The 18,888-nt window shown below is 65.8% G+C and carries 16 protein-coding genes; 7 read left to right on the forward strand and 9 right to left on the reverse strand.

Translation table 11 applies throughout. The features are described 5' to 3' along the window. Positions 1–46: 46 nt before the first annotated feature. The 5 genes from C450_RS00435 to C450_RS00455 form a co-directional block, all read right to left on the reverse strand. Entirely contained in the window at positions 47–316 is a 270-nt protein-coding gene (locus tag C450_RS00435) for a hypothetical protein (RefSeq protein ID WP_005038632.1), read from the reverse strand. Between the two features lie 5 nt (positions 317–321). Beyond that, a complete protein-coding gene (fdhF, locus tag C450_RS00440) occupies positions 322–2,724 on the reverse strand; it encodes a formate dehydrogenase subunit alpha (RefSeq protein ID WP_005038633.1) in 2,403 nt (800 codons plus the stop codon). A gap of 2 nt (positions 2,725–2,726) precedes the next feature. Beyond that, the gene (locus C450_RS00445; protein WP_005038634.1) at positions 2,727–3,701 is read right to left on the reverse strand and encodes a 2Fe-2S iron-sulfur cluster-binding protein; all 975 of its coding nucleotides are present in this window, start codon (positions 3,699–3,701) and stop codon (positions 2,727–2,729) included. Beyond that, on the reverse strand, positions 3,698–5,269 hold the full coding sequence (locus tag C450_RS00450; protein WP_005038636.1) for an NADH-ubiquinone oxidoreductase-F iron-sulfur binding region domain-containing protein: 1,572 nt from the start codon (positions 5,267–5,269) through the stop codon (positions 3,698–3,700). The genes C450_RS00445 and C450_RS00450 overlap by 4 nt, the downstream gene beginning before the upstream one ends. A gap of 154 nt (positions 5,270–5,423) precedes the next feature. Beyond that, positions 5,424–5,591, reverse strand: a complete 168-nt coding sequence (locus C450_RS00455) for a hypothetical protein (protein WP_005038638.1) — start codon at positions 5,589–5,591, stop codon at positions 5,424–5,426. A 145-nt stretch (positions 5,592–5,736) separates the two neighbouring features. Between C450_RS00455 and C450_RS00460 the strand changes: the two genes are divergently transcribed. Beyond that, positions 5,737–6,366, forward strand: a complete 630-nt coding sequence (locus tag C450_RS00460; RefSeq protein ID WP_049909759.1) for a molybdenum cofactor guanylyltransferase — start codon at positions 5,737–5,739, stop codon at positions 6,364–6,366. A gap of 67 nt (positions 6,367–6,433) precedes the next feature. On the opposite strand, the gene moaA is transcribed toward C450_RS00460, so the two are convergent. Next, a complete protein-coding gene (gene moaA / locus C450_RS00465) occupies positions 6,434–7,393 on the reverse strand; it encodes a GTP 3',8-cyclase MoaA (protein ID WP_005038641.1) in 960 nt (319 codons plus the stop codon). A 172-nt stretch (positions 7,394–7,565) separates the two neighbouring features. Between moaA and C450_RS00470 the strand changes: the two genes are divergently transcribed. Further along, positions 7,566–9,551 carry a PQQ-dependent sugar dehydrogenase gene (locus C450_RS00470; protein WP_005038642.1) on the forward strand — a complete coding sequence of 662 codons (1,986 nt, stop codon included), beginning with the start codon at positions 7,566–7,568 and terminating at the stop codon, positions 9,549–9,551. A 1-nt stretch (position 9,552) separates the two neighbouring features. On the opposite strand, the gene C450_RS00475 is transcribed toward C450_RS00470, so the two are convergent. After that, positions 9,553–10,692 (reverse strand): acyl-CoA dehydrogenase family protein, encoded by a 1,140-nt coding sequence (locus tag C450_RS00475; RefSeq protein ID WP_005038643.1) that lies wholly within the window; start codon positions 10,690–10,692, stop codon positions 9,553–9,555. A gap of 106 nt (positions 10,693–10,798) precedes the next feature. Here C450_RS00475 and C450_RS21960 point away from each other — a divergent pair, with 106 nt between their 5' ends. The 5 genes from C450_RS21960 (at position 10,799) to C450_RS00495 (ending at position 16,693) form a co-directional block, all read left to right on the forward strand. Beyond that, positions 10,799–10,954: a hypothetical protein gene (locus tag C450_RS21960; RefSeq protein ID WP_161606928.1), complete on the forward strand. Its 156-nt coding sequence runs from the start codon at positions 10,799–10,801 to the stop codon at positions 10,952–10,954. Positions 10,955–10,956: 2 nt separating this feature from the next. Next, positions 10,957–12,546: a GMC family oxidoreductase gene (locus C450_RS00480; protein WP_005038645.1), complete on the forward strand. Its 1,590-nt coding sequence runs from the start codon at positions 10,957–10,959 to the stop codon at positions 12,544–12,546. 100 nt (positions 12,547–12,646) lie between these two features. Continuing rightward, complete coding sequence (locus tag C450_RS00485) at positions 12,647–13,444, forward strand: RIO1 family regulatory kinase/ATPase domain-containing protein (protein WP_049909760.1); 798 nt, start codon at positions 12,647–12,649, stop codon at positions 13,442–13,444. Between the two features lie 58 nt (positions 13,445–13,502). After that, positions 13,503–15,074: a succinic semialdehyde dehydrogenase gene (locus C450_RS00490; protein WP_005038647.1), complete on the forward strand. Its 1,572-nt coding sequence runs from the start codon at positions 13,503–13,505 to the stop codon at positions 15,072–15,074. A gap of 86 nt (positions 15,075–15,160) precedes the next feature. After that, positions 15,161–16,693, forward strand: coding sequence for an aldehyde dehydrogenase family protein (locus tag C450_RS00495; protein ID WP_005038648.1), 1,533 nt, complete (start codon positions 15,161–15,163; stop codon positions 16,691–16,693). Between the two features lie 249 nt (positions 16,694–16,942). Here C450_RS00495 and C450_RS00500 read toward each other — a convergent pair whose 3' ends face one another. Together C450_RS00500 and C450_RS00505 are read right to left on the reverse strand one after the other, a co-directional pair. Further along, positions 16,943–17,272, reverse strand: a complete 330-nt coding sequence (locus tag C450_RS00500; protein ID WP_005038649.1) for a hypothetical protein — start codon at positions 17,270–17,272, stop codon at positions 16,943–16,945. A gap of 1 nt (position 17,273) precedes the next feature. Continuing rightward, positions 17,274–18,731, reverse strand: a complete 1,458-nt coding sequence (locus C450_RS00505; protein ID WP_005038650.1) for a sodium-dependent transporter — start codon at positions 18,729–18,731, stop codon at positions 17,274–17,276. Positions 18,732–18,888: the final 157 nt, after the last annotated feature.

Genomic DNA, 18,888 nt, shown 5'->3' on the forward strand with positions numbered 1-18,888 from the left:
GGATGGACGACCGGCGTCACCGGTTGGATCCGGGCTCGGCGCACGATCACTCCTTCGGGATGTCGCCCGCGAGGACGTTCCGAACGACGTGGAGGCCGGTCGCAGCGAGCACCACGACCATATTGAAGAGTGCATGCGGGACGAACGTCTTCGTCCGGCTGATCCGGCTCCCACAGTCCGGGCAGGTCGTTGCCTCGCTGTCGAAGCGCTTACCGCAGACGGTACACTCCCGGAGCGTTCGTTCACGCGAGCTTTCGACGCCGGTTTCGTCGCTCGTGATACCCGCCAGCCGCTTGATTCGGCGTGTGAGACTCATGGGTATCAGTCGTCCGACGCTGCCGGTCGTTCGTCACTTCCGGAGTCCGTTTCGGCGGGCGGCCGTTCGTCGCTCTCGGCGGGTGGCCGCTCTCCCTCCGTCGATCCACCCTCCAGCGTCACCTGAACGTCAGTGACCTTGTACTCGGGCGCGCGGCTCGGCCCGTCGAGCGGTTCCTCCTTGGTCAGGTTGTTTGCCCCCCCTTCGAGGTAGTGCATCGGGACGAACACCTCGCCCGGACTCGGGCGATCGGTCGTCTCGGCGCGCACCGCGGTCGCTCCGTGGCGCGAGGTCAGCGTGACGGTCTCGCCATCGGCGACGCCGTACTCCGCCGCAGTCTGCGGATGGATCTCGACGAAGCTTTCGGCGGAGTACGCGTCGAGCCCCTCCTCCCGGAGCGTCATCGTGCCGGTGTGGTACTGGTAGAGAACTCGTCCAGAGGTCATCACCAGCGGGAACTCCTCGTCGGGCGTCTCGCCGGGTTCGATCGCGTCGGCGACGTGCATCTGGGCCTTCTCGCTGTCCTCGACCGCATGGAAGCCGTCGGCGTAGAGGTAGGGCGTGCCATCGTCGTCCTCGCTCTGACACGGCCACGGAATCCCACCCTCCGTTTCGAGGCGTTCGTGACTGATCCCGCCGTAGATCGGTGTCAGATCCGCGATCTCGTCCATGATGTCCGACGGCGAGTCGAACCCCCAGTCGTAGCCGAAGCGTGCCGCGAGCGCCTGGGTGATCTCCCAGTCCGGCTTCGCGTTCCCCTTCGGCTCGATCGCGCGCTTGACGAGCTGCACGTGGCGGGACGAACTCGTGTACGTCCCGTTCGATTCGACGGTCGAGGTCGCCGGGAGCACCACGTCGGCGTATTCGGCAGTTTCGGTGAGGAAGATGTCCTGGACCGCGAGAAAGTCGAGATCTTCGAGGACCTCCGTCGCGTGGCCGATGTTCGGCTCGGAGATCTGGGGATTCTCGCCCTGGATGAACATCCCTTTGAGATCGTCATCGTCGGCAGCCAGAAACATCTCGGTCAGGCGATACCCCTCCTCGGCGGGCATTTCGTCCATCTCCATTCCCCACTGCTCGGCGAACTTCTCACGGTTCTCCTCGTCAGTCACCGGCTGATAGCCCGGGAAGTTGTTCGGGAGCGGCCCCATGTCACCGCCACCGCCCTGGACGTTGTTCTGGCCGCGGAACGGGCTGACGCCGCTTTTCGGCCCACCCATGTGACCCGTGATCAGCGCGAGGTTCGCGATCGCGTAGATGTTGTCCGTCCCGTGGGAGTGCTCGACCAGTCCGAGCGTCCAGCCGAACATGCACGAATCGGCGGTGGCGATCGTCTCGGCCGCACTCTTCAGCTCCTCGGGCGGGATGCCTGCCTTCTCCTCGACGAACTCGGGCGTGAACTCCTCGACACTCTCTCTGATCTTCTCCAACCCGTCGACGTGCTCCGCGATGAACTCCTCGTCGTGGAGGTCTTCGGCGAGGATGTACCGGATCATCCCGTTGATCCACGTCGTGTCGTAGCCGGGTTCGACGCGGGTGAACTGATCGGCGTATTCGGCGATCTGAGTCTTCCGTGGGTCGAAGACGAGCAAATCCGCGCCGTCCCGGACGTTCTGTTTGATCCGCGTCCCGAACACCGGGTGGGCCTCGGTGGTGTTCGAGCCGACGAGCACGTAGCAGTCGGTGTCTTCGAGCGCTGTCAACCCTGTCGAGGCCGCCCCGAACCCGAACGTGTCCGAGAGCCCCTCGACGGTCGCGGCGTGACACAGCCGGTTGCAGTTGTCGATGTTGTTCGTTCCCAAGACCTCGCGGGCGAACCGCTGCATCACGTAGTTGTCCTCGTTGGTCGCCTTCGAGGAGGCCACCAGACTGATCGCGTCCGAACCATACTCCTGCTGAATCCCGTCGAGCCCCTCCTTCACTCGCGAGAGCGCCTCGTCCCACGACGCCTCGCGGAACTCACCGTCCTCCTTCACGAGCGGCTGGGTCAGCCGGTCGTCGCTGTCGACGTAGCCGTAGCTGAACTTCCCTTTCACACAGGTCGAGATACCGTTGATCGGGGCCTTCTCCGGGTTCGGCCGCGTCCCGAGCACCTCACCGTCCTTCGAGTAGACGTCGAACCGACACCCCACCGCGCAGTACCCGCAGGTAGTGTCGGTGACGTCGACCTCGTTGAGTCGGTAGTCGCTGAGGGCGTCCGCGACGTCGAACAGTCGGCCTTCCGACATCGTGTTCGCGGCGACGCCCTCGACGGCGTGCTCGACCGACGCGAACGCGTCGCTCTCGGTTGCGTTCGCCATCCCCTCCTGGGCCTGCTCACGCGCACGGGCCATGAAGCCCGCGACGCCCTCCTTTTCGGTGTCGGGATCGCCTTCCGGATCGGACTCGGGTGTGGGTTTCCCGGACATGATCAGTCGTCCTCCGTCGCCGGCGATTCGGCGGTCGGTTCGGCGGCCGACTCGTCTCCCTGATCGCCCTTCATCGGCGTCGCCTGACCGGGCTGGAACCGGTCGTTCTCGGCTTCGACGGTCTTGCCGATCGAGTTCTTCTGGGTGAATCCCGGGGCCGGGATGGTCGCCGCGTCGGTCAACCCCTGCTCGACGAGCGCGCCCGTCGGACACACCGTCGCACAGTGGCCACACGAGACACACGTCGAGTCCATCATCGTCTCCGCGTCGTTCTGGAACCCGATCCGGGTGTCCTCGCCCGAGCCTTCGATCCGGAGCACGCCCTCGACCTGGACGTCGTTGCACGCCTCGACGCATCGGTTACAGAGGATGCACTTGTTGCGGTCGATCTGGATGAACGGCGACGAATCGTCGAGCGGTTCGTAGGCGTCGCGCTCGTCGAACACCCCGTACCGAGGTTCGGCCACGTCGTTCTCGATCGAGACGTCCTGAAGTTCGCATCGGCCGTTCTTTCCACAGGTGGTACACCGGAGGTTGTGATTCGAGAGGAGCAGATCGAGGTTGACGTCGCGAGCCTCGCTCGCCTCGGTCGTGTCGGTGCGGACGGTCATCCCGTCTTCGGCGGGGAAGCTACACGACGGCACGACGCCGTGCTCCTCGGTTTCGACCATACACGTCCGACACTCGCTCCGCGGACCGATCTCGTCGTGGTCGTCGTACGAGCACAACGCAGGGACGTAGTCGTCGGTGTCGATTGCCTCGGTGGCGTCGAGCAGGGTCGACTCCGCCGACACCGTGACCGACTCGCCGTCGACCGTGAGCGTCGCCGCCCGGTCGGCGTCGGCCGTCCGATCGCGCTCGACGATCTCGACGGGGGGATCGTTCGCGGTCCCCGGTCTGATGTCTTCGGTCAGCGGCATGGTCGGCTGCGGGTTCTCGACGTCCGGAACGCGTGGGGTGGATTGGTCGGTGCTCATGATGAAACTCCATCGCAGGAACCGCTGGGACAGCGCCCGTCGGCGTGGGCGCGGAACTCGGGCTCGAAGGACTCCATCGCAGTCGTGACGGGGCGCGAGGCCTCCTGGCCGAACTCGCAGGTGCTGGTCTCGCGCATGGTGCGGGCGAGTTCGCGGAGCATCCCATCCTGGTACTCGCCGTCGTACACGTCGCGCAGGAGGTCGACGAGCTGTTTCGACCCTTCGCGACAGGGAACACACCGGCCACAGTTCTCCTCGCGCGCGAGTTTCGCGCGCCGGCCGGCGAGCGCCACCGTGCAGGTCGATTCGTCGAACAGCTCGATAACACCATTGGTACCGAGGCGCGCGCCCCGGAGTCCGGACGCGCTCGCCGGCACGTCGAGATCGCGAGTCAGCCCGCCGAACCGCCCGCCGACACACGCGGTCTTCAGTCCGCCGTCGAGCGCGACCGCACCGCGGACGTCGGCGAGCGTCGCGTCGGTCGGCAGTTCGATCGTCGCGGGTGCGTCGACGTCGCCAGCCACGGTGAACAGTCGAGTCCCCGGATCACCGGGGACACCACCGAGGCCCTCGCCAGCGAGCGCCTGCCCGACCTGGGCAAAGGTGCGGGGTGTGTGGATCACCGTCGGTCGGCCGTACAGTCCGTACTCAGCGGGACCGGGCGGTCTGCGTCTGGCTTCGAGTCGGTCGTTTCCCTCCATCGCTTCGAGCGCCATCGTCATCTCGCCTGCAGTGTACTCGTCCGGTCCGGCGACGACTTGGATCGGGACGGGGGAATCACACTCGGCGGCGAGCGCGTCCGCCGCCTCCTGTGCCCGCTCCCTCGCGAGCGACTCGGTGTCGTTGGTGTAGACGAGCACGTCGGTCGCGTCGACGGCGTGGGCCGTCGCGAGCGCCGCGTCGAGGACCGCGAGCGGCGCGCTTTCGAGCAGGAGTCGATCGGCGCGCGCGTGATCGTCGGCCTCGTTCGCGTTCACGACCACGACCGGCTCGCCGTCGGTTTCGCTCGCGGTCGTCCACGCCCCCGATATCGGGTCGTCGGTGCTGCCGTCGCCCCGGCCTCGCCCGCGGAGCGCGGCGTCCGCGACCCGTTCGTGGACCGCGTCGGGATCGTCGATCCCGTCCTCGGCGAGGAGCGCGCCGTCGCACGAGGTGCGGTAGTCCGCGACGCTCGCCGGTGCCTGCCAGCCACAGCCCCCGAGTGCGCGACGCACGCCGGCCGTGAGCGCCGTCGAAACCATCGTTTCCTCGGGAGGGAGCGGCAGTGTCGACGTGGTCGGGTCGTGCTCCACGGTCGGTCCCCCATCCGGAAGCGATCCGTCTTCGAGTGCCTCGACGGCCGTGCGCGCGTCTTCAACGGTACACCGGGGCAGAAACGCCGTCGCGCCGTCACGAGTCGCGAGGACGAGCGGCGCGAGCGCCTCCACGCCGGTCGGCCCCACCGCAACGACATCGACCGTCTCGGCCGTGTCACGGGCCGCATTCAGGCGGTCGGTGCCGTCGTGCTCGCCGCCGACCGCGATCCGGACGACTGGTTCGTTGCCGATCGCACCCTTGGGCGTTGCCATCACCGAACACAATCGGCGGGAGTATTTGTGTGTGGCGCTCCCCCACGTCGCGGGCCGATACGACCACCGGATTCGCCGTTCGAGCGGATCGCTCCGCAGTCATTCTCGATGCAGCCTCACGCCGACCGAAACCAGCGATCGTCGTCTCGCAGCGTTACAGGTCGCGCGTCTGGACGGTCTTTCGGTCGTTGTCCGCGGCGCGCCGGGCAGCGTCGTCGAGGAGCTCCGCGACGTCCTCGTCGAGGGCGTCGTAGAAGTCGGCCGCAACGTTCTGGTCGTCGAGTCGGTCCTTGACCGCTGATTTCACGATGAAGTCCGCCATACGTACTCTACTCGTTTCGATCCGCACTTATATCCTATCGAAGCGGAGTGGAAGTAGAACGACGTTCGGTGGTCGACCGACCGCGCGATGTCGCGGGACGATGCCGTGGAACACGTTCATGCGTGCGCACGACGAACGGTCACCGATGCGTGCTGGCGTCATCGTCGCAGGCGGACGCTCGATGCGGTTCGGCGATCGGGACAAGGTCACCGCCGACCTCGCGGGCGTCTCGATGATCCGCCGGGTCGCCGACCGTCTCGTGGGTGTCGTCGATACACTCGTCGTCAACTGCCGAGCCGACCAGATCGAGGCCATTTCGACGGCGCTTGCGGGGTTGGACGCACGATACGCCACCGACGCCGATCCCGATCGTGGACCGGCAGCCGGCATCCGAACCGGGCTCGATTTCGTCCGGGCCGAACAGCCCACGGTCGAGTATGCGGCCGTCGTCGCTGCCGACATGCCGCTCGTCGATCCGAGATTCGTCTCGCATCTGTTCGATCGGGCCGCCGGCCACGACGCGGCGGTTCCTCGATCCGACGACCGTCTCCAGCCGCTTCAGGCAGTGTACCGCGTCGACGCGATGGCCGACGCGTGTGCGGCGGCGCTCTCGCGGGACGAACACCGAGTTACTGCGGCGGTGGCCGATCTCGATCGCGTCGTGATCGAAGAGCAGGAGCTGCGCGAACACGCCGACGCGGCGACGCTCACGAACGTCAACACGCGCGCGGGGATCACGGCGATCGCTGATCGGTTCAGCGATCAGGCCGAGTAGCCCGTCGCTGTCGCTCGACTACTGGGATCGCGGCGATCACAGGAATCACTCCCGTCGACGATCGTCGCTACGCGCCGACGTACTCGTCGTTGACTTCCCAGCCGCCGTCACCGTCCCGGACCATGTACTCGCCGTAGTACGGCACCCGGTTGTGGACGACCTCGCGGAACGCGTCGCGGATTTCGTCCCTGGTCATCTCGCCCATCGACCGGAGGTCGTCGTTCCGGTTGAGACAGCCCTTGAGATACCCCTCGTGAGTGACCCGGACCCGGTGGCAGTTCGCACAGAAGGTTTCGTTGCCGACGGGGTCGACGATCTCGACCATCCCACCATCGACCCAGTAGCGCCGCCGATCGTGCATCTCGCGGTGTTCGATCCGATCGGCACGCTCCGCGAGCCAGTCGTGAACCCGTTCGATGTCGATCGCCCACTCGGGGTGGCCCGCGATCTCGGGCATGTACTCGATGAGCTGGAGCTGGAGTCCCGCGTTCGTGGCGACGTGTTCCACCATCTCCGGGATGAATTCTACTGTGCCCTCGAACACCACCATGTTGAGCTTCACGGGGTCGAGACCGGCGTCGAGCGCGGCCTCGACGCCTTCCAGCACGCGCTCGTACGCACCGGATTCGGTGATCTCGGCGAACGCTTCCCTGTCGATCGCGTCCTGAGAGACGTTCACGCGGTCGAGGCCCGCCTCACGCAATCCCACCGCGCGCCCCGGAAGGAAGGTCCCGTTGGTCGTCAGTGAGGTCTCCATGTCGTCGGGCGTCCGGCGGACGATCTCCTCCAAGTCGTCGCGGAGCATCGGCTCGCCGCCGGTGAACTTGACCTTCCCGACATCGAACTCACGGGCGACTTCGAGGAATCGAACGACGTCATCCGTGTTCATCTCGTTTTCGGCGGGCTCCATCGGGCCGCGCGTGTCGCCGAGTCCTTCGTTGTGGCAGTAGACACAGTCGAAGTTACAGCGATCGGTCAGGGAGACACGCACCCCCGAAACCTCCCGACCGAATCCGTCGACGAGCATAGTCGTCTTATTCGTCGCAAACGGTTAAGCCTGTGCGAACGTGCCACAGTTGGCACGATCGACCCGAGATCGACGTGTCGATACACATACACTCCGATCTCGTGTTCGTGGGTATCGATCGCATGTCGATCGCACGCAAAAGTCAAATCCCAGGAGGGATACTGGTTCGGTAGTGGTCCCCAACACGTCCCGCCGTGGGTTCCTCACCGGAGTAGCCGCGCTCGGTCTGACCGGCGTGGGCGAACGCGTCGGTGCACAGTCCTCTCAAGCAGCGGGAACGATCCGCCTCGGCGGCGAGATTCCTGGCTGGCGGGGGCGCGACCCGGCGACGATCCAGGGCGAGACGAACCCCACACTCGCTCTCGAACCGGGTCGGGTCTACCGGATCGTGTGGGAGAACGTCGACGGCACGCCCCACAACGTCGCGCTGCTCGGCGCCGACGGCGGTGCGATCGAGCGCACCTCGTTCGTGACCGAGCGCGGCGCGACCCAGACGTTCGACTTCGTCGCCACCGAGACGATGGCGGAGTACGTCTGCGAGGCCCATCCGGGCTCGATGCGCGGCGACATCCGGATCGCGGGCGAGGAGTCCGCGAACGACGGCGGTGCTGGCGACGGCAGCGCCGGCGACGACACGGACGGAAGCGACCGCTTCATGCCGCCCGGTCCGACCGTGCGGACCGAGACGGTCGCCGACGGGCCCCTGAGCGCACCACTCGGGTTCGAAGTCGCTCCCGACGACCGCGATCGCCGGTTCGTCGTCGACCAGATAGGGAAAATCCACGTTCACGGTTCCAACGGACTCGCCAAGGAACCGTTCCTCGACATCACCGATCGACTCATCGACTTCTCATCCGCGCGGACCGACTCGATCGAGGAACGCGGGCTGCTCGGACTCGCCTTCCATCCCGATTTCCGGGAAAATCGTCGGTATTACGTCCGATACAGCGCCCCACCTGCGCCGAACACTCCCGAGGGCTACACCCACATCGAACGGCTCTCGGAGTTCACGGCGGGTGAGAACGGCCGGCGAGGTCGCCCCGACGCCGAACGAGTACTCCTCGACATCCCGTCGCCGCATTACACCCACAACGCCGGCTCGGTCGCGTTCGGTCCGAACGGGTATCTCTACATGGGAATGGGCGACGGCGGCGGCAGCAAACTCGAAGCCGGCCACGCCGAGGACTGGTACGCGAACAACGGCGGCAACGGCCAGAACGTGACCGAGAACCTCCTCGGGTCGATCCTCAGAATCGACGTCGACGATCGGGGTGGATCCGAACCCTACGGCATCCCCGACGACAACCCACTGGTGGGCAGACCGGGCCGCGACGAGCACTACGCATGGGGGTTCCGGAACCCGTGGCGGATGAGCTTCAGTAGTGGAGAACTGTTCGTCGCCGACGTCGGCGCGAGCAACTACGAGGAGGTGAACGTCGTCGAGAAGGGTGGAAACTACGGCTGGAACGTTCGCGAGGGGAGTCACTGTTACAGCACCGGCAGCCCCACGGACCCGCCAACGGCGTGTCCCGAACGGACGCCACCCGACGTCCGTGGCGGCGAACCGCTCGTCGATCCGATCGTAGAGTACCCCCACGTCTACGAGGGCAACAGCGTGGGGCTCGCGGTCATCGGTGGCCACGTCTACGACACCGACACGATCCCGGACCTCGACGGGGCGTACGTCTTCGGCGATTACAGCCTGAACGGCGAGCCCCGCGGATCGCTGTTCGCCGCGACGCCATCCGCCGAGGACGGGCAGTGGTCGCTCGAAGAGCTCCGGGTCGCCGGCGGCCCCGATGGCTCGCTCGACGCCTACCTCCTCGGGATCGGCCAGGACGCGGCGGGCGAGCTGTACGCGCTCACGACCGACGTGCTGGGCGTCGATCCTGCGACCACGACCGGACGGGTGCAGAAGCTGGTCCCGGAGACCTCCGCGACGGAATCGACGGCGGGAGACACGCCCGCAGCGGAATCGGCGGGGACGGAGAACGGAACGGCGACGAACGGCTCGGGAGCGGAAAACGGGAGCGACACTGCGAGCGACGCTCGTGGGCCGGGGTTCGGCGCAGTCGCAGCGCTGGGTGCGGTCGGCAGCGTCGCAGCCGCCGCGATCGCCCGGTCGCTCGCCGGCGATGGAGACGGGGGCGACGGATGACCTACAACCCGAGTTCGCGCCCGATGACGAGGTGCTGGATCTCGCTGGTGCCCTCGCCGATCTCCATCAGCTTGGCGTCGCGGTAGAAGCGCTGGGGCGCGAAGTCGGTGGTGTAGCCGTAGCCGCCAAGAACCTGGACTGCGTCCTCGGCGATCTCGCGGGCGGCCTCGCTCGCGTCGAGTTTCGCGAGCGCGCTCTCGCGGTTGACGTCCTGTCCGGCGTCGTACTTCGTCGCGGCCTTGTGAGTCAGGAGGCGCGCGCGCTCGATCTTCCGATCCATCGCCACGATCTTGTTCCGAACCGCGTCGAACTCCGAAATGGGCTGGCCGAACTGCTCACGTTCGGTGGCGTAGGATTTCGCGGCCTCGTAGGCCCCCTGACCGAGCCCCACCGAAAGGGCGGCGATCGAGATCCGGCCGCCGTCGAGGGTTTTTTTGGTTTGGTTCCACCCGTCGCCCTCGTTCCCAAGGAGTCGGTCCTCGGCCAGGCGAACGTCGTCGAGCTGGATCTCGCAGGTCGGCGAGGCGTTGAGCCCCATCTTGTCCCAGATCGTGGTGACTTCGAACCCGTCGTCCGCGGGATCGACGATGAAGGTGGAGATGCCGTCGTAGCCCGCGTCGGGATCGGTGACGGCTTTGACGAGCACCGACCCGGCTTCCGAGGCGTTCGTGATGAACTGTTTGGTGCCATTCAGCACGTACTCGTCGCCCTCCTTCTCGGCGAGGGTGTCCATGTCGCTCGCGTCGCTGCCGCTGCTGGGTTCGGTCAGCGCCCAGCCACCGATGTGGTCGCCCTCGGCGAGTGGCCGAAGCCAGCGCTCTTTCTGCTCGTGCGTGCCGAACAGTTCGAGTGGTTTCGAGGCGAGGCTGACGTGGGCGGCGTAGGAGAGCCCGATCGAGCCCGAGACCCGGCCGAGTTCCTCACAGACGAGCGCGTACATCAGCTGATCGCCGCCGAGCCCACCGTACTCCTCGCTGATCGGGACGCCCATCACGTCGAGCGCGCCGAGCTGGTCGAAGATCTCGGCGGGATAGCGGTGCTCGTCCTCGATTTCCTGGGCGATCGGCTCGATTTCGTCCTCGCAGAAGTCCCGCACCGTGTCGCACATCATCCGGTGTTCGTCGGGCACCTCGAAATCCATGCGCTCCCTACGGCGGCACGAGGATAAAAACTCCCGGCAACGATTGCGAACCTGGGCGATCGAATCCGACCCCAACGTTGATGCTCACAGCCGACGAGCGAGTGCTATGTGGTTCGGCATCATTGACCATTATCTCGACAGACGGCCCCATGCGTTCGGCCGAGAGTTCGACGAGCAGCGGGCCGCGACGACCGATCCACGGTCGGAGAGCGCCGTTTCGTCGGCCACCGAATACGCGAACGAGAGCCAGCCACTTCGCTGACGATGGCGCCCAAAACCGCCACCTACGACTACATCGTCGTCGGCGCGGGGTCGGCGGGCTGCGTGCTCGCGAACCGCCTCAGTGCGGACGCGGAAACGTCGGTACTGCTGCTCGAAGCCGGCGAACCCAACGAGCAGCGCGAGATCGACATCCCGGCCGCCTTCCCCGAACTGTTCGAGAGTTCGGTCGACTGGGAGTTCTACACCGAGCCCCAGACCGCGATGAACGGCCGCGAACTCTACTGGCCGCGGGGCAAGACCCTCGGGGGGTCGAGTTCGATCAACGCGATGATCTACATCCGGGGTCACCGGGCGGACTACGACTACTGGGCATCGCTGGGAAATGAGGGATGGAGCTACGACGATATGCTCCCTTACTTCGAGCGAAGCGAACACTTCGAGCCAGGCGACGCGACGCACCACGGCCAGGGTGGCCCGCTGAACGTCACCACTCCCCGATCGCCTCGATCGCTCTCGGAGACGTTCGTGGACGCTGCGGTCGAGGTCGGCAACGCCCGCAACGACGACTTCAACGGCGAACACCAGGAAGGTGTCGGGCACTACCACCTCACCCAGAAAAAGGGCGAGCGCCACAGCGCTGCCGATGGGTTCCTGAAGCCGGTTCTCGACCGCCACAACCTGACGGCACGAACCGGCGCACAGGTCACACGGATCGCGTTCGACGGCGACCGCGCGACCGGCGTCGAGTACGAGATCGACGGCGATCGGGTTCGGGCCGACGCCCAGCGCGAGATCGTCCTCTCGGCGGGCGCGATCAACTCACCCCAACTGCTCATGCTCTCGGGGATCGGCGACGCCGAACATCTCCGCGAACACGACATCGGGGTGCGCCACGACCTGCCCGGCGTTGGGCGCAACCTCCAGGATCACCTGTTCGCGACCGTGGTCTACGAGGCCACGAACGCGGACACGATCGACGACGCTGCCAAGCTCCGTCATCTTCCCAAATACGCCCTACTCAAGCGCGGCCCCCTGACGTCGAACGTCGCCGAGGCCGGCGGGTTCGTCAGGACGAGCCCGGACGAGTCGGCACCCGATCTCCAGTACCATTTCGGGCCGGCGTACTTCATGCGCCACGGATTCGACAACCCCGAGAAAGGTAGCGGATTCTCGATCGCCGCGACCCAGCTCCGCCCGGAGAGTCGTGGGCGGATCAGCCTCGACTCCGCGGACCCGTTCGACGCGCCCGCCATCGATCCACGATACCTCACCGAGCCGGCGGACATGGAAGCGCTCGTCGACGGTCTCAGGCGGGCACGCGAGATCGCCCGTGCCGACGCCTTCGAAGAGCATCGGGGTGAGGAGGTCTGGCCCGGCGAGGCCGCACGCACCGACGAGGAGCTCGAAGCGCACATCCGCGAGACCTCACAGACGGTCTACCATCCGGTCGGCACCTGCCGGATGGGCGACGATCCGATGGCCGTCGTGGACGACCGCCTGCGGGTCCGCGGCCTCGACGGCCTCCGGGTCGTCGACGCCTCGGTCATGCCGACGATCACCGGCGGCAACACCAACGCGCCGACGATCGCCATCGCCGAACGGGCCGCCGATCTCATCGCAGCGGGCAGTTAGCTCGTCGCTGGCGGTAACGGTCGTGCAGTCGGAGCCGGTACGACTGCTCGGCCGTTGCCAAGTTCCGAAGTCAAAAGACGGGGGCTCCTCTATGGAACCCGTGGCGTTCCGTCGATTCATCCGGGGTGAGGTCGATCCCGAGCGACTCGAAGCCGTCTGTGCGGCGGTCGCCGCCCGCTACGGGGCGTCGGTCGAGCGGATCGACCGCCTCGACGCCGACAACTGGCTCTCGACGCCCTGCGTCCTGAACGAGCGGTGGTTCGTGAAGGTCATCACGCCACAGAACGCCCTGGTCCACGGGCTGCTCACCACGGGCCGGAACCTCGGTGCGTTTTCGAGCGGGACCGAGGGCTTCTTCGAGCGCTTCGCGGACCCGGTTGAGATGGCAGAGCACGAACGCGACGCGACCCGCCGGCTGCGCGGTATCGGTGTCAACGCGCCCGAACCGCTCGAAGCGTTCGCCCACGAGGAGTTCGGCGTGCTCGTGTTCGAGTACCTCCCCGCGTTCCGCACGCTCGACGCGCTCCCGACCGACGAGGCCCGCACGCTCGCGCCCGACGTGTTCGGCGTGCTCGCGCGGATGCACGCGGCGGAGCTCGGCCACGGCGATCTCCGGGCGGAGAACGTCCTCGTCGCCGACGGCGAGCTGTACGTCATCGACGCGACGAGCGTGCGAGGGGACGCCGCTGCCGACGTTCGATCGTACGATCTCGCCTGCGGGCTCGCGGCACTCGAACCGCTGATCGGGGCGCGGGCGGCGGTCGACGCCGCCACCGAACACTACGGCGTCGACGACCTGCTCGCCGCTCGCGAGTTCGTCGATTTCATCAACATGCGCCCGGATCACGACTTCGACGCCGCGTTGCTCCGCGGCGAGATCGAAAAGCGCGCGGCGTAGCCCGGTGTGTCGTCGCCATCGGCGACAGCTATACGTGATTTCCACTCGTTCGAAGGGCGTGACCGAACCGATTCAGGCACGACCGACGGGAACGGAGGAGTTCGTCGAACTGCTCGAACATCTCCCGAGCGACACGACCGAGCGGGAGGCGATCACCGTCGAAGCACCCTACACCGGCGAGCCGCTCGGCTCGGTCCCGGCCCACACCGAGTCCGACGTGGAGAGGGCGACCGAGCGCGCCGCTGACGCCCAAAAATCGTGGGCCGATCGGTCGTTCGGCGAGCGGGCGGCAGTAGTGAAGCGGTATCACGATCTCGTGCTCGACCGCCAGGACGAGCTGCTCGATCTCGTCCAGCGCGAGAGCGGCAAGAGCCGGCGGGCGGCCTACGAGGAGCTCCTCGATGTCGCCATCACGAGCCGGTACTACGCCTACCACGGCGAGGATCACCTCACGTCGCGCCGACGGACGGGTGCGCTGCCGTTGCTGACGAAGACCGTCGAGCACCACCATCCTGTGGGGGTCGTCGGGATCATCGCACCGTGGAACTACCCCCTGACGCTCGCGGTCTCGGACGCGATCCCCGCGCTGCTCGCGGGCAACTCGGTGGTACTGAAACCGGCCGAGGAGACGCCGTTCACCGCGCTGCTCGCGGTCTCGCTCCTCCGTGAGGCCGGCCTTCCCGAGGACGCCCTCCAGGTCGTCACGGGGCACGGCTCCACGATCGGCCCGCCGCTGATCGAGAATTCTGATTTCCTGATGTTCACCGGCAGCACCGAAACCGGAAAGACCGTCGCCGAGCAGGCCGGCGCGAACCTCACGAAGTGCTCGATGGAGCTCGGCGGGAAGAACCCGCTCCTGGTGTTCGACGACGCCGATCTCGCCAAAACTACCGAGGGCGCGATCCGTGGCTGCTTCACCAACGCCGGACAGCTCTGCATCTCGCTCGAACGATGCTATCTTCAGTCGGGCGTCCGCGACGAGTTCGAGCGGCGGTTCGTCGCGGCCGTCGAGGACCTCGATCTCGGGACGAGCCTCGACTACGGCCCCGACGTTGGCTCGCTGGCGTCGGCCGACCAACTGGAGAAGGTGAAGTCACACGTCGCGGACGCGCGCGAGAAGGGTGCGACCGTGCTCACCGGCGGCGAGGCGCGCCCGGACGTCGGACCGTATTTCTACGAACCGACAGTGCTCGCCGACGTAACGCCGGACATGACGGTGGCAAGCGAGGAGACGTTCGGCCCGGTGGTGTCGCTGTACGAGTTCGAGGGTACAGAAGAAGCCATCGAGCGGGCGAACGACTCCGATCGGGGGCTGAACGCGAGCGTCTGGACCGAGGACACGGAGCGCGGCCACGCCGTCGCGAAACGGATCGAGTGTGGAACGGTCAACATCAACGAGGCGTACGTCGCGGCGTGGGGGTCAGTCGACGCGCCGATGGGCGGGATGAAGGAATCGGGGCTCGGTCGGCGACACGGCCGCGAGGGCATCCAGAAGTACACCGAATCCCAGACGGTGGCCGAACAGCGCGTGGCCCCGCTCGCCGCGCCGCCCGGCGTTCCCGAGTGGCTGTACACCACGGGGATGACGGCCGCGCTGCGCGCGATGAAGCGGATTCCCGGCCTTCGGTAGGGCCGAAGCGTCGTCATCGCCTCTCGGCCGTGTCCGGTGTGAACAGCGCGACGTTTTTGTACCCGGCCCGCGCAATTCTTGCCGAGATGAGTCAGCAACTCAGTGAGCCGTCGGAGCACTACGTCGACGGCGAATGGACCGACGGAGAGGGAACCGAAACGTTCGAGAGCATCAACCCGGCGACGGGCGAGACGCTCGGCGAGTTCCACCGAGGCACCGATTCGGATGTCGACCGCGCGCTCGCAGCCGCCGACGAGGCCTTCGAGGAGTGGAGCGCGCTGTCGTACATCGACCGTGCGGAGTACCTCTGGGACATCTACCACGAACTCAAGGATCGTCACGAGGAGCTGGGCGAGGTCGTCACGAAGGAGTGCGGCAAGGAGATTTCCGAGGGGAAAGCGGACGTGACCGAGGCGTGGCACATGGTCGAGTGGGCTGCCGGCAACGCCCGCCATCCCCACGGCGACGTCGTGCCGTCCGAAATCCCCGGCAAGGACGCCTACATGCGACGGAGCCCTCGTGGCGTCGTGGGCTGTATCTCGCCGTGGAACTTCCCGGTCGCGATCCCCTTCTGGCACATGGCGGTCACGCTGGTCGAAGGCAACACCGTCGTCTGGAAGCCCGCCGAGCAGACCCCGTGGTGTGGCCAGGTCATCGCCGAGATGTTCGAGGACGCCGGGATTCCCGACGGCGTGTTCAACATGGTCCAGGGCTACGGCGACGCCGGCGAGGCCATCGTCGACGACGACCGCACTGATACCGTGCTGTTCACGGGCTCGGCCGAGGTCGGCCAGGAGATCGCCGGTGAGGTCGGCGGCCAGCCCGGCAAGCTCGCGGCGTGTGAGATGGGCGGCAAGAACGGGATCATCGTCTCCAGCGAAGCCGACATGGATACTGCGGTCCACTCCGCCGTCATGTCGAGCTTCAAGACCACCGGCCAGCGGTGTGTTTCCTCCGAGCGGCTGATGATCCACGAGGATCGCTACGACGAGTTCAAGGAGCGCTTCGTCGACGTCGCCGAGGACGTCGCTGTCGGCGACCCTCTCGAAGAGGACACGTTCATGGGGCCGCTGATCGAGCCCGATCACCGAGAGAAGGTCACCGGCTACAACGACCTCGCACGCGACGAGGACGTCAACGTGCTCGTCGACCGCGCGGATCTCGACGACGACGAAATTCCCGACGGTCACGAGGACGGCAACTGGATCGGGCCGTTCGTCTACGAGGCCGATCCCGAAGACGACCTTCGCGTGACTCACGAGGAGGTCTTCGGTCCCCACGTCGCTCTCCTGAAGTACTCCGGTGACATCGAGGACGCCGTCGAGCTTCACAATGACACCGAGTACGGCCTCGCGGGAGCGATCATCTCCGAGGACTACCGCGAGATCAACTACTTCCGCGACAACGCCGAGATCGGGCTCGCCTACGGCAACCTCCCCTGCATCGGCGCGGAGGTTCACCTCCCGTTCGGTGGGGTGAAGAAGTCGGGCAACGGCTACCCCAGCGCGCGTGAGGTCATCGAGGCCGTCACCGAGCGCACCGCGTGGACGCTCAACAACTCTGAGGGGATCGAGATGGCACAGGGACTGTCGGCCGACATCACGACCGACGAGGACTGAGCGGCGGAGCGACGACCACACTCGGTTTTGTGGCACGTGGCTCAGTTGAACCCGTAAAGTGCGCCATTTTGATATTTTCCACGGCTAAAGCCGTGGGAATCCACGGTAGGATATCACGGTTCGCAACCCACCATCGGCAGACGGCCACGCGTTACCGTGGCCTCGAAGTCGGACATCGAACGCGAAGGGACGTTACCCGTCCACCGTCGCAGTGCCGTGACGGGGAGAGCCGGAGTCCACTGACATCACCTACTCTGATCGATCGAACTTTTGCAGATCATCAACTGCTGCGTCCGACCAATCGTAGAACGGCTCCTCGATATCGCGGAGCGTCTCGACGCACTCGTTGTACCGGCGACGAGCCTCGGGTTCGTACGTGTCATCGGGGTGGGCCTGAATCCACTCGTGGAGTTCCCCGAGTGCTTGCGGCGAGTAGGTATCGATCTTCCCCTGTTCGGTGAGGAGTTCGAGTTTCTGACCTTCGTCCCGAAGCGTGCGAACCAACGCCCACACGGCCGGCACCCATAGGACCGAAATCGAACCGATCATGACGACCCAAGCGGCCGTACTGAGCGCCATTTCAGTCACCCCCGGAGGCTACGTTGGTGCTCTCCCGCTGTCGCACCACGCGCATGACGAGCACTGCCCCAGTAAGCAAGACCGTCATGAGGACGACCCCGCCGACCGTCTGCAACGTCGAACCCGCAATGTTCGTCAAGAGGTAGTAGGCCATGATGAACACCATCACGAGCGGGATGACGTATTTGATTACCGGGTTCCACCACGAACCGATGTAGACGTCCGCGTTGCGATTGAGTTCGATAACGCGGAGGCGTTCGGGGCCGATCTTCCAGCCGACCGTACCGATAATCAGCAGCGTTGCCAGCGGCAGCCCCCAGTTCCCGAACATGAAGTCCATCGTGCCGAGAAACGCTGAGGAGTAGGCGCTCGGAATCCCGAGGAGCCAGACGATCGTACAGACGACGAGAACGGTCTGGGTTCGATCCAGCCGTGTTTCCTCGATGATCGTCGACACGCCGATCTCGGTGATGACGATACCCGTCGACAGGGCCGCGAAGAAAAAGCCGACGAAAAAGACGATCGCCCAAATCGGGCCGCCCGCCATCTGGGGGAACACGCTGACCAGCGAGACGAACGTCAGCTCGGCACCGGCGGTTGGCTCGAGCCCAAATGCAAAGACCACGGGAAAGACGGCGAAGATCGACAGGAGTCCGATGCTGGTGTTGCCGATCGCAGTGAATATCCCCGCTCCTAGCGGGATGTCGTCGTTCTGGCGGAGGTAGCTCCCAAAGGTGAGCGCGATCCCCCATCCCAGGCCGGTCGAGAACAGCGCCTGTCCGAGGGCAGCGATCCACGTCTGGCCGCGAACGAGATAGTTCCAGTCCGGCGTGAGCACGAAGGCGAGCCCTGCAGTCGCGCCCGGTAGTGTCAGCCCACGCACAGCGACCACGATCAGCGTCACGACCAGCAGCGGGATCATCCACTTCACGACGCGTTCGATCCCACGCTTGATACCGAAGAGGAGGACACCACCCACCAGTACGGTCGCGATCGTGTGGGTACCGATCGTGAGCAACGGTGAGGCCGTGAACTCGTTCCAGAAAGCCACGGACTCGAAGCCAGGCTGAGAGAACGTGAGCAGGAACGAGTGTGCCACGTAGTAGGTGACCTGTCCAACCACGGGGAGATAGTACGAGGTGAGAGCCATCGTGACGACGACGACGACGAGGCCGAACCCCTCCGACCAGCCGCGTCCATACGTTTTCTTGAACGCTCCGATGACTCCCTGTTTGGTGTACGAGCCAAGCGCGGTCTCGGCCATCAATCCGGGTATCGCGATCACGAAGAGAAGGATGATATAGGCCAGGAGAAATGCTCCACCACCGTTCTGACCGGTCGTGTACGGCATCCGCCAGATGTTACCCGAGCCCACCATCCCCCCGAGCATCGCCATCAGAAATCCGAACCGAGTCCCCCACTCTTCGCGGGCCGTCCTCGCTTCGTTCTCGTTTGCCATGAAATACCGGATCATCCATCTAAACTGAGGTGGATAAAAGCATCGGTCACGATAGTTCGATCAAGACTCTGGGACTGGTCCGATTCTCTGATATGCTCCAGCTGGTACGACGGGAGATTCGTTACTGACTCGTCATTTCTGCGAGGTCGCGTTGACT

Origin of the sequence: Halococcus salifodinae DSM 8989 (assembly GCF_000336935.1) — an archaeon.
GTDB classification, from domain to species: domain Archaea; phylum Halobacteriota; class Halobacteria; order Halobacteriales; family Halococcaceae; genus Halococcus; species Halococcus salifodinae.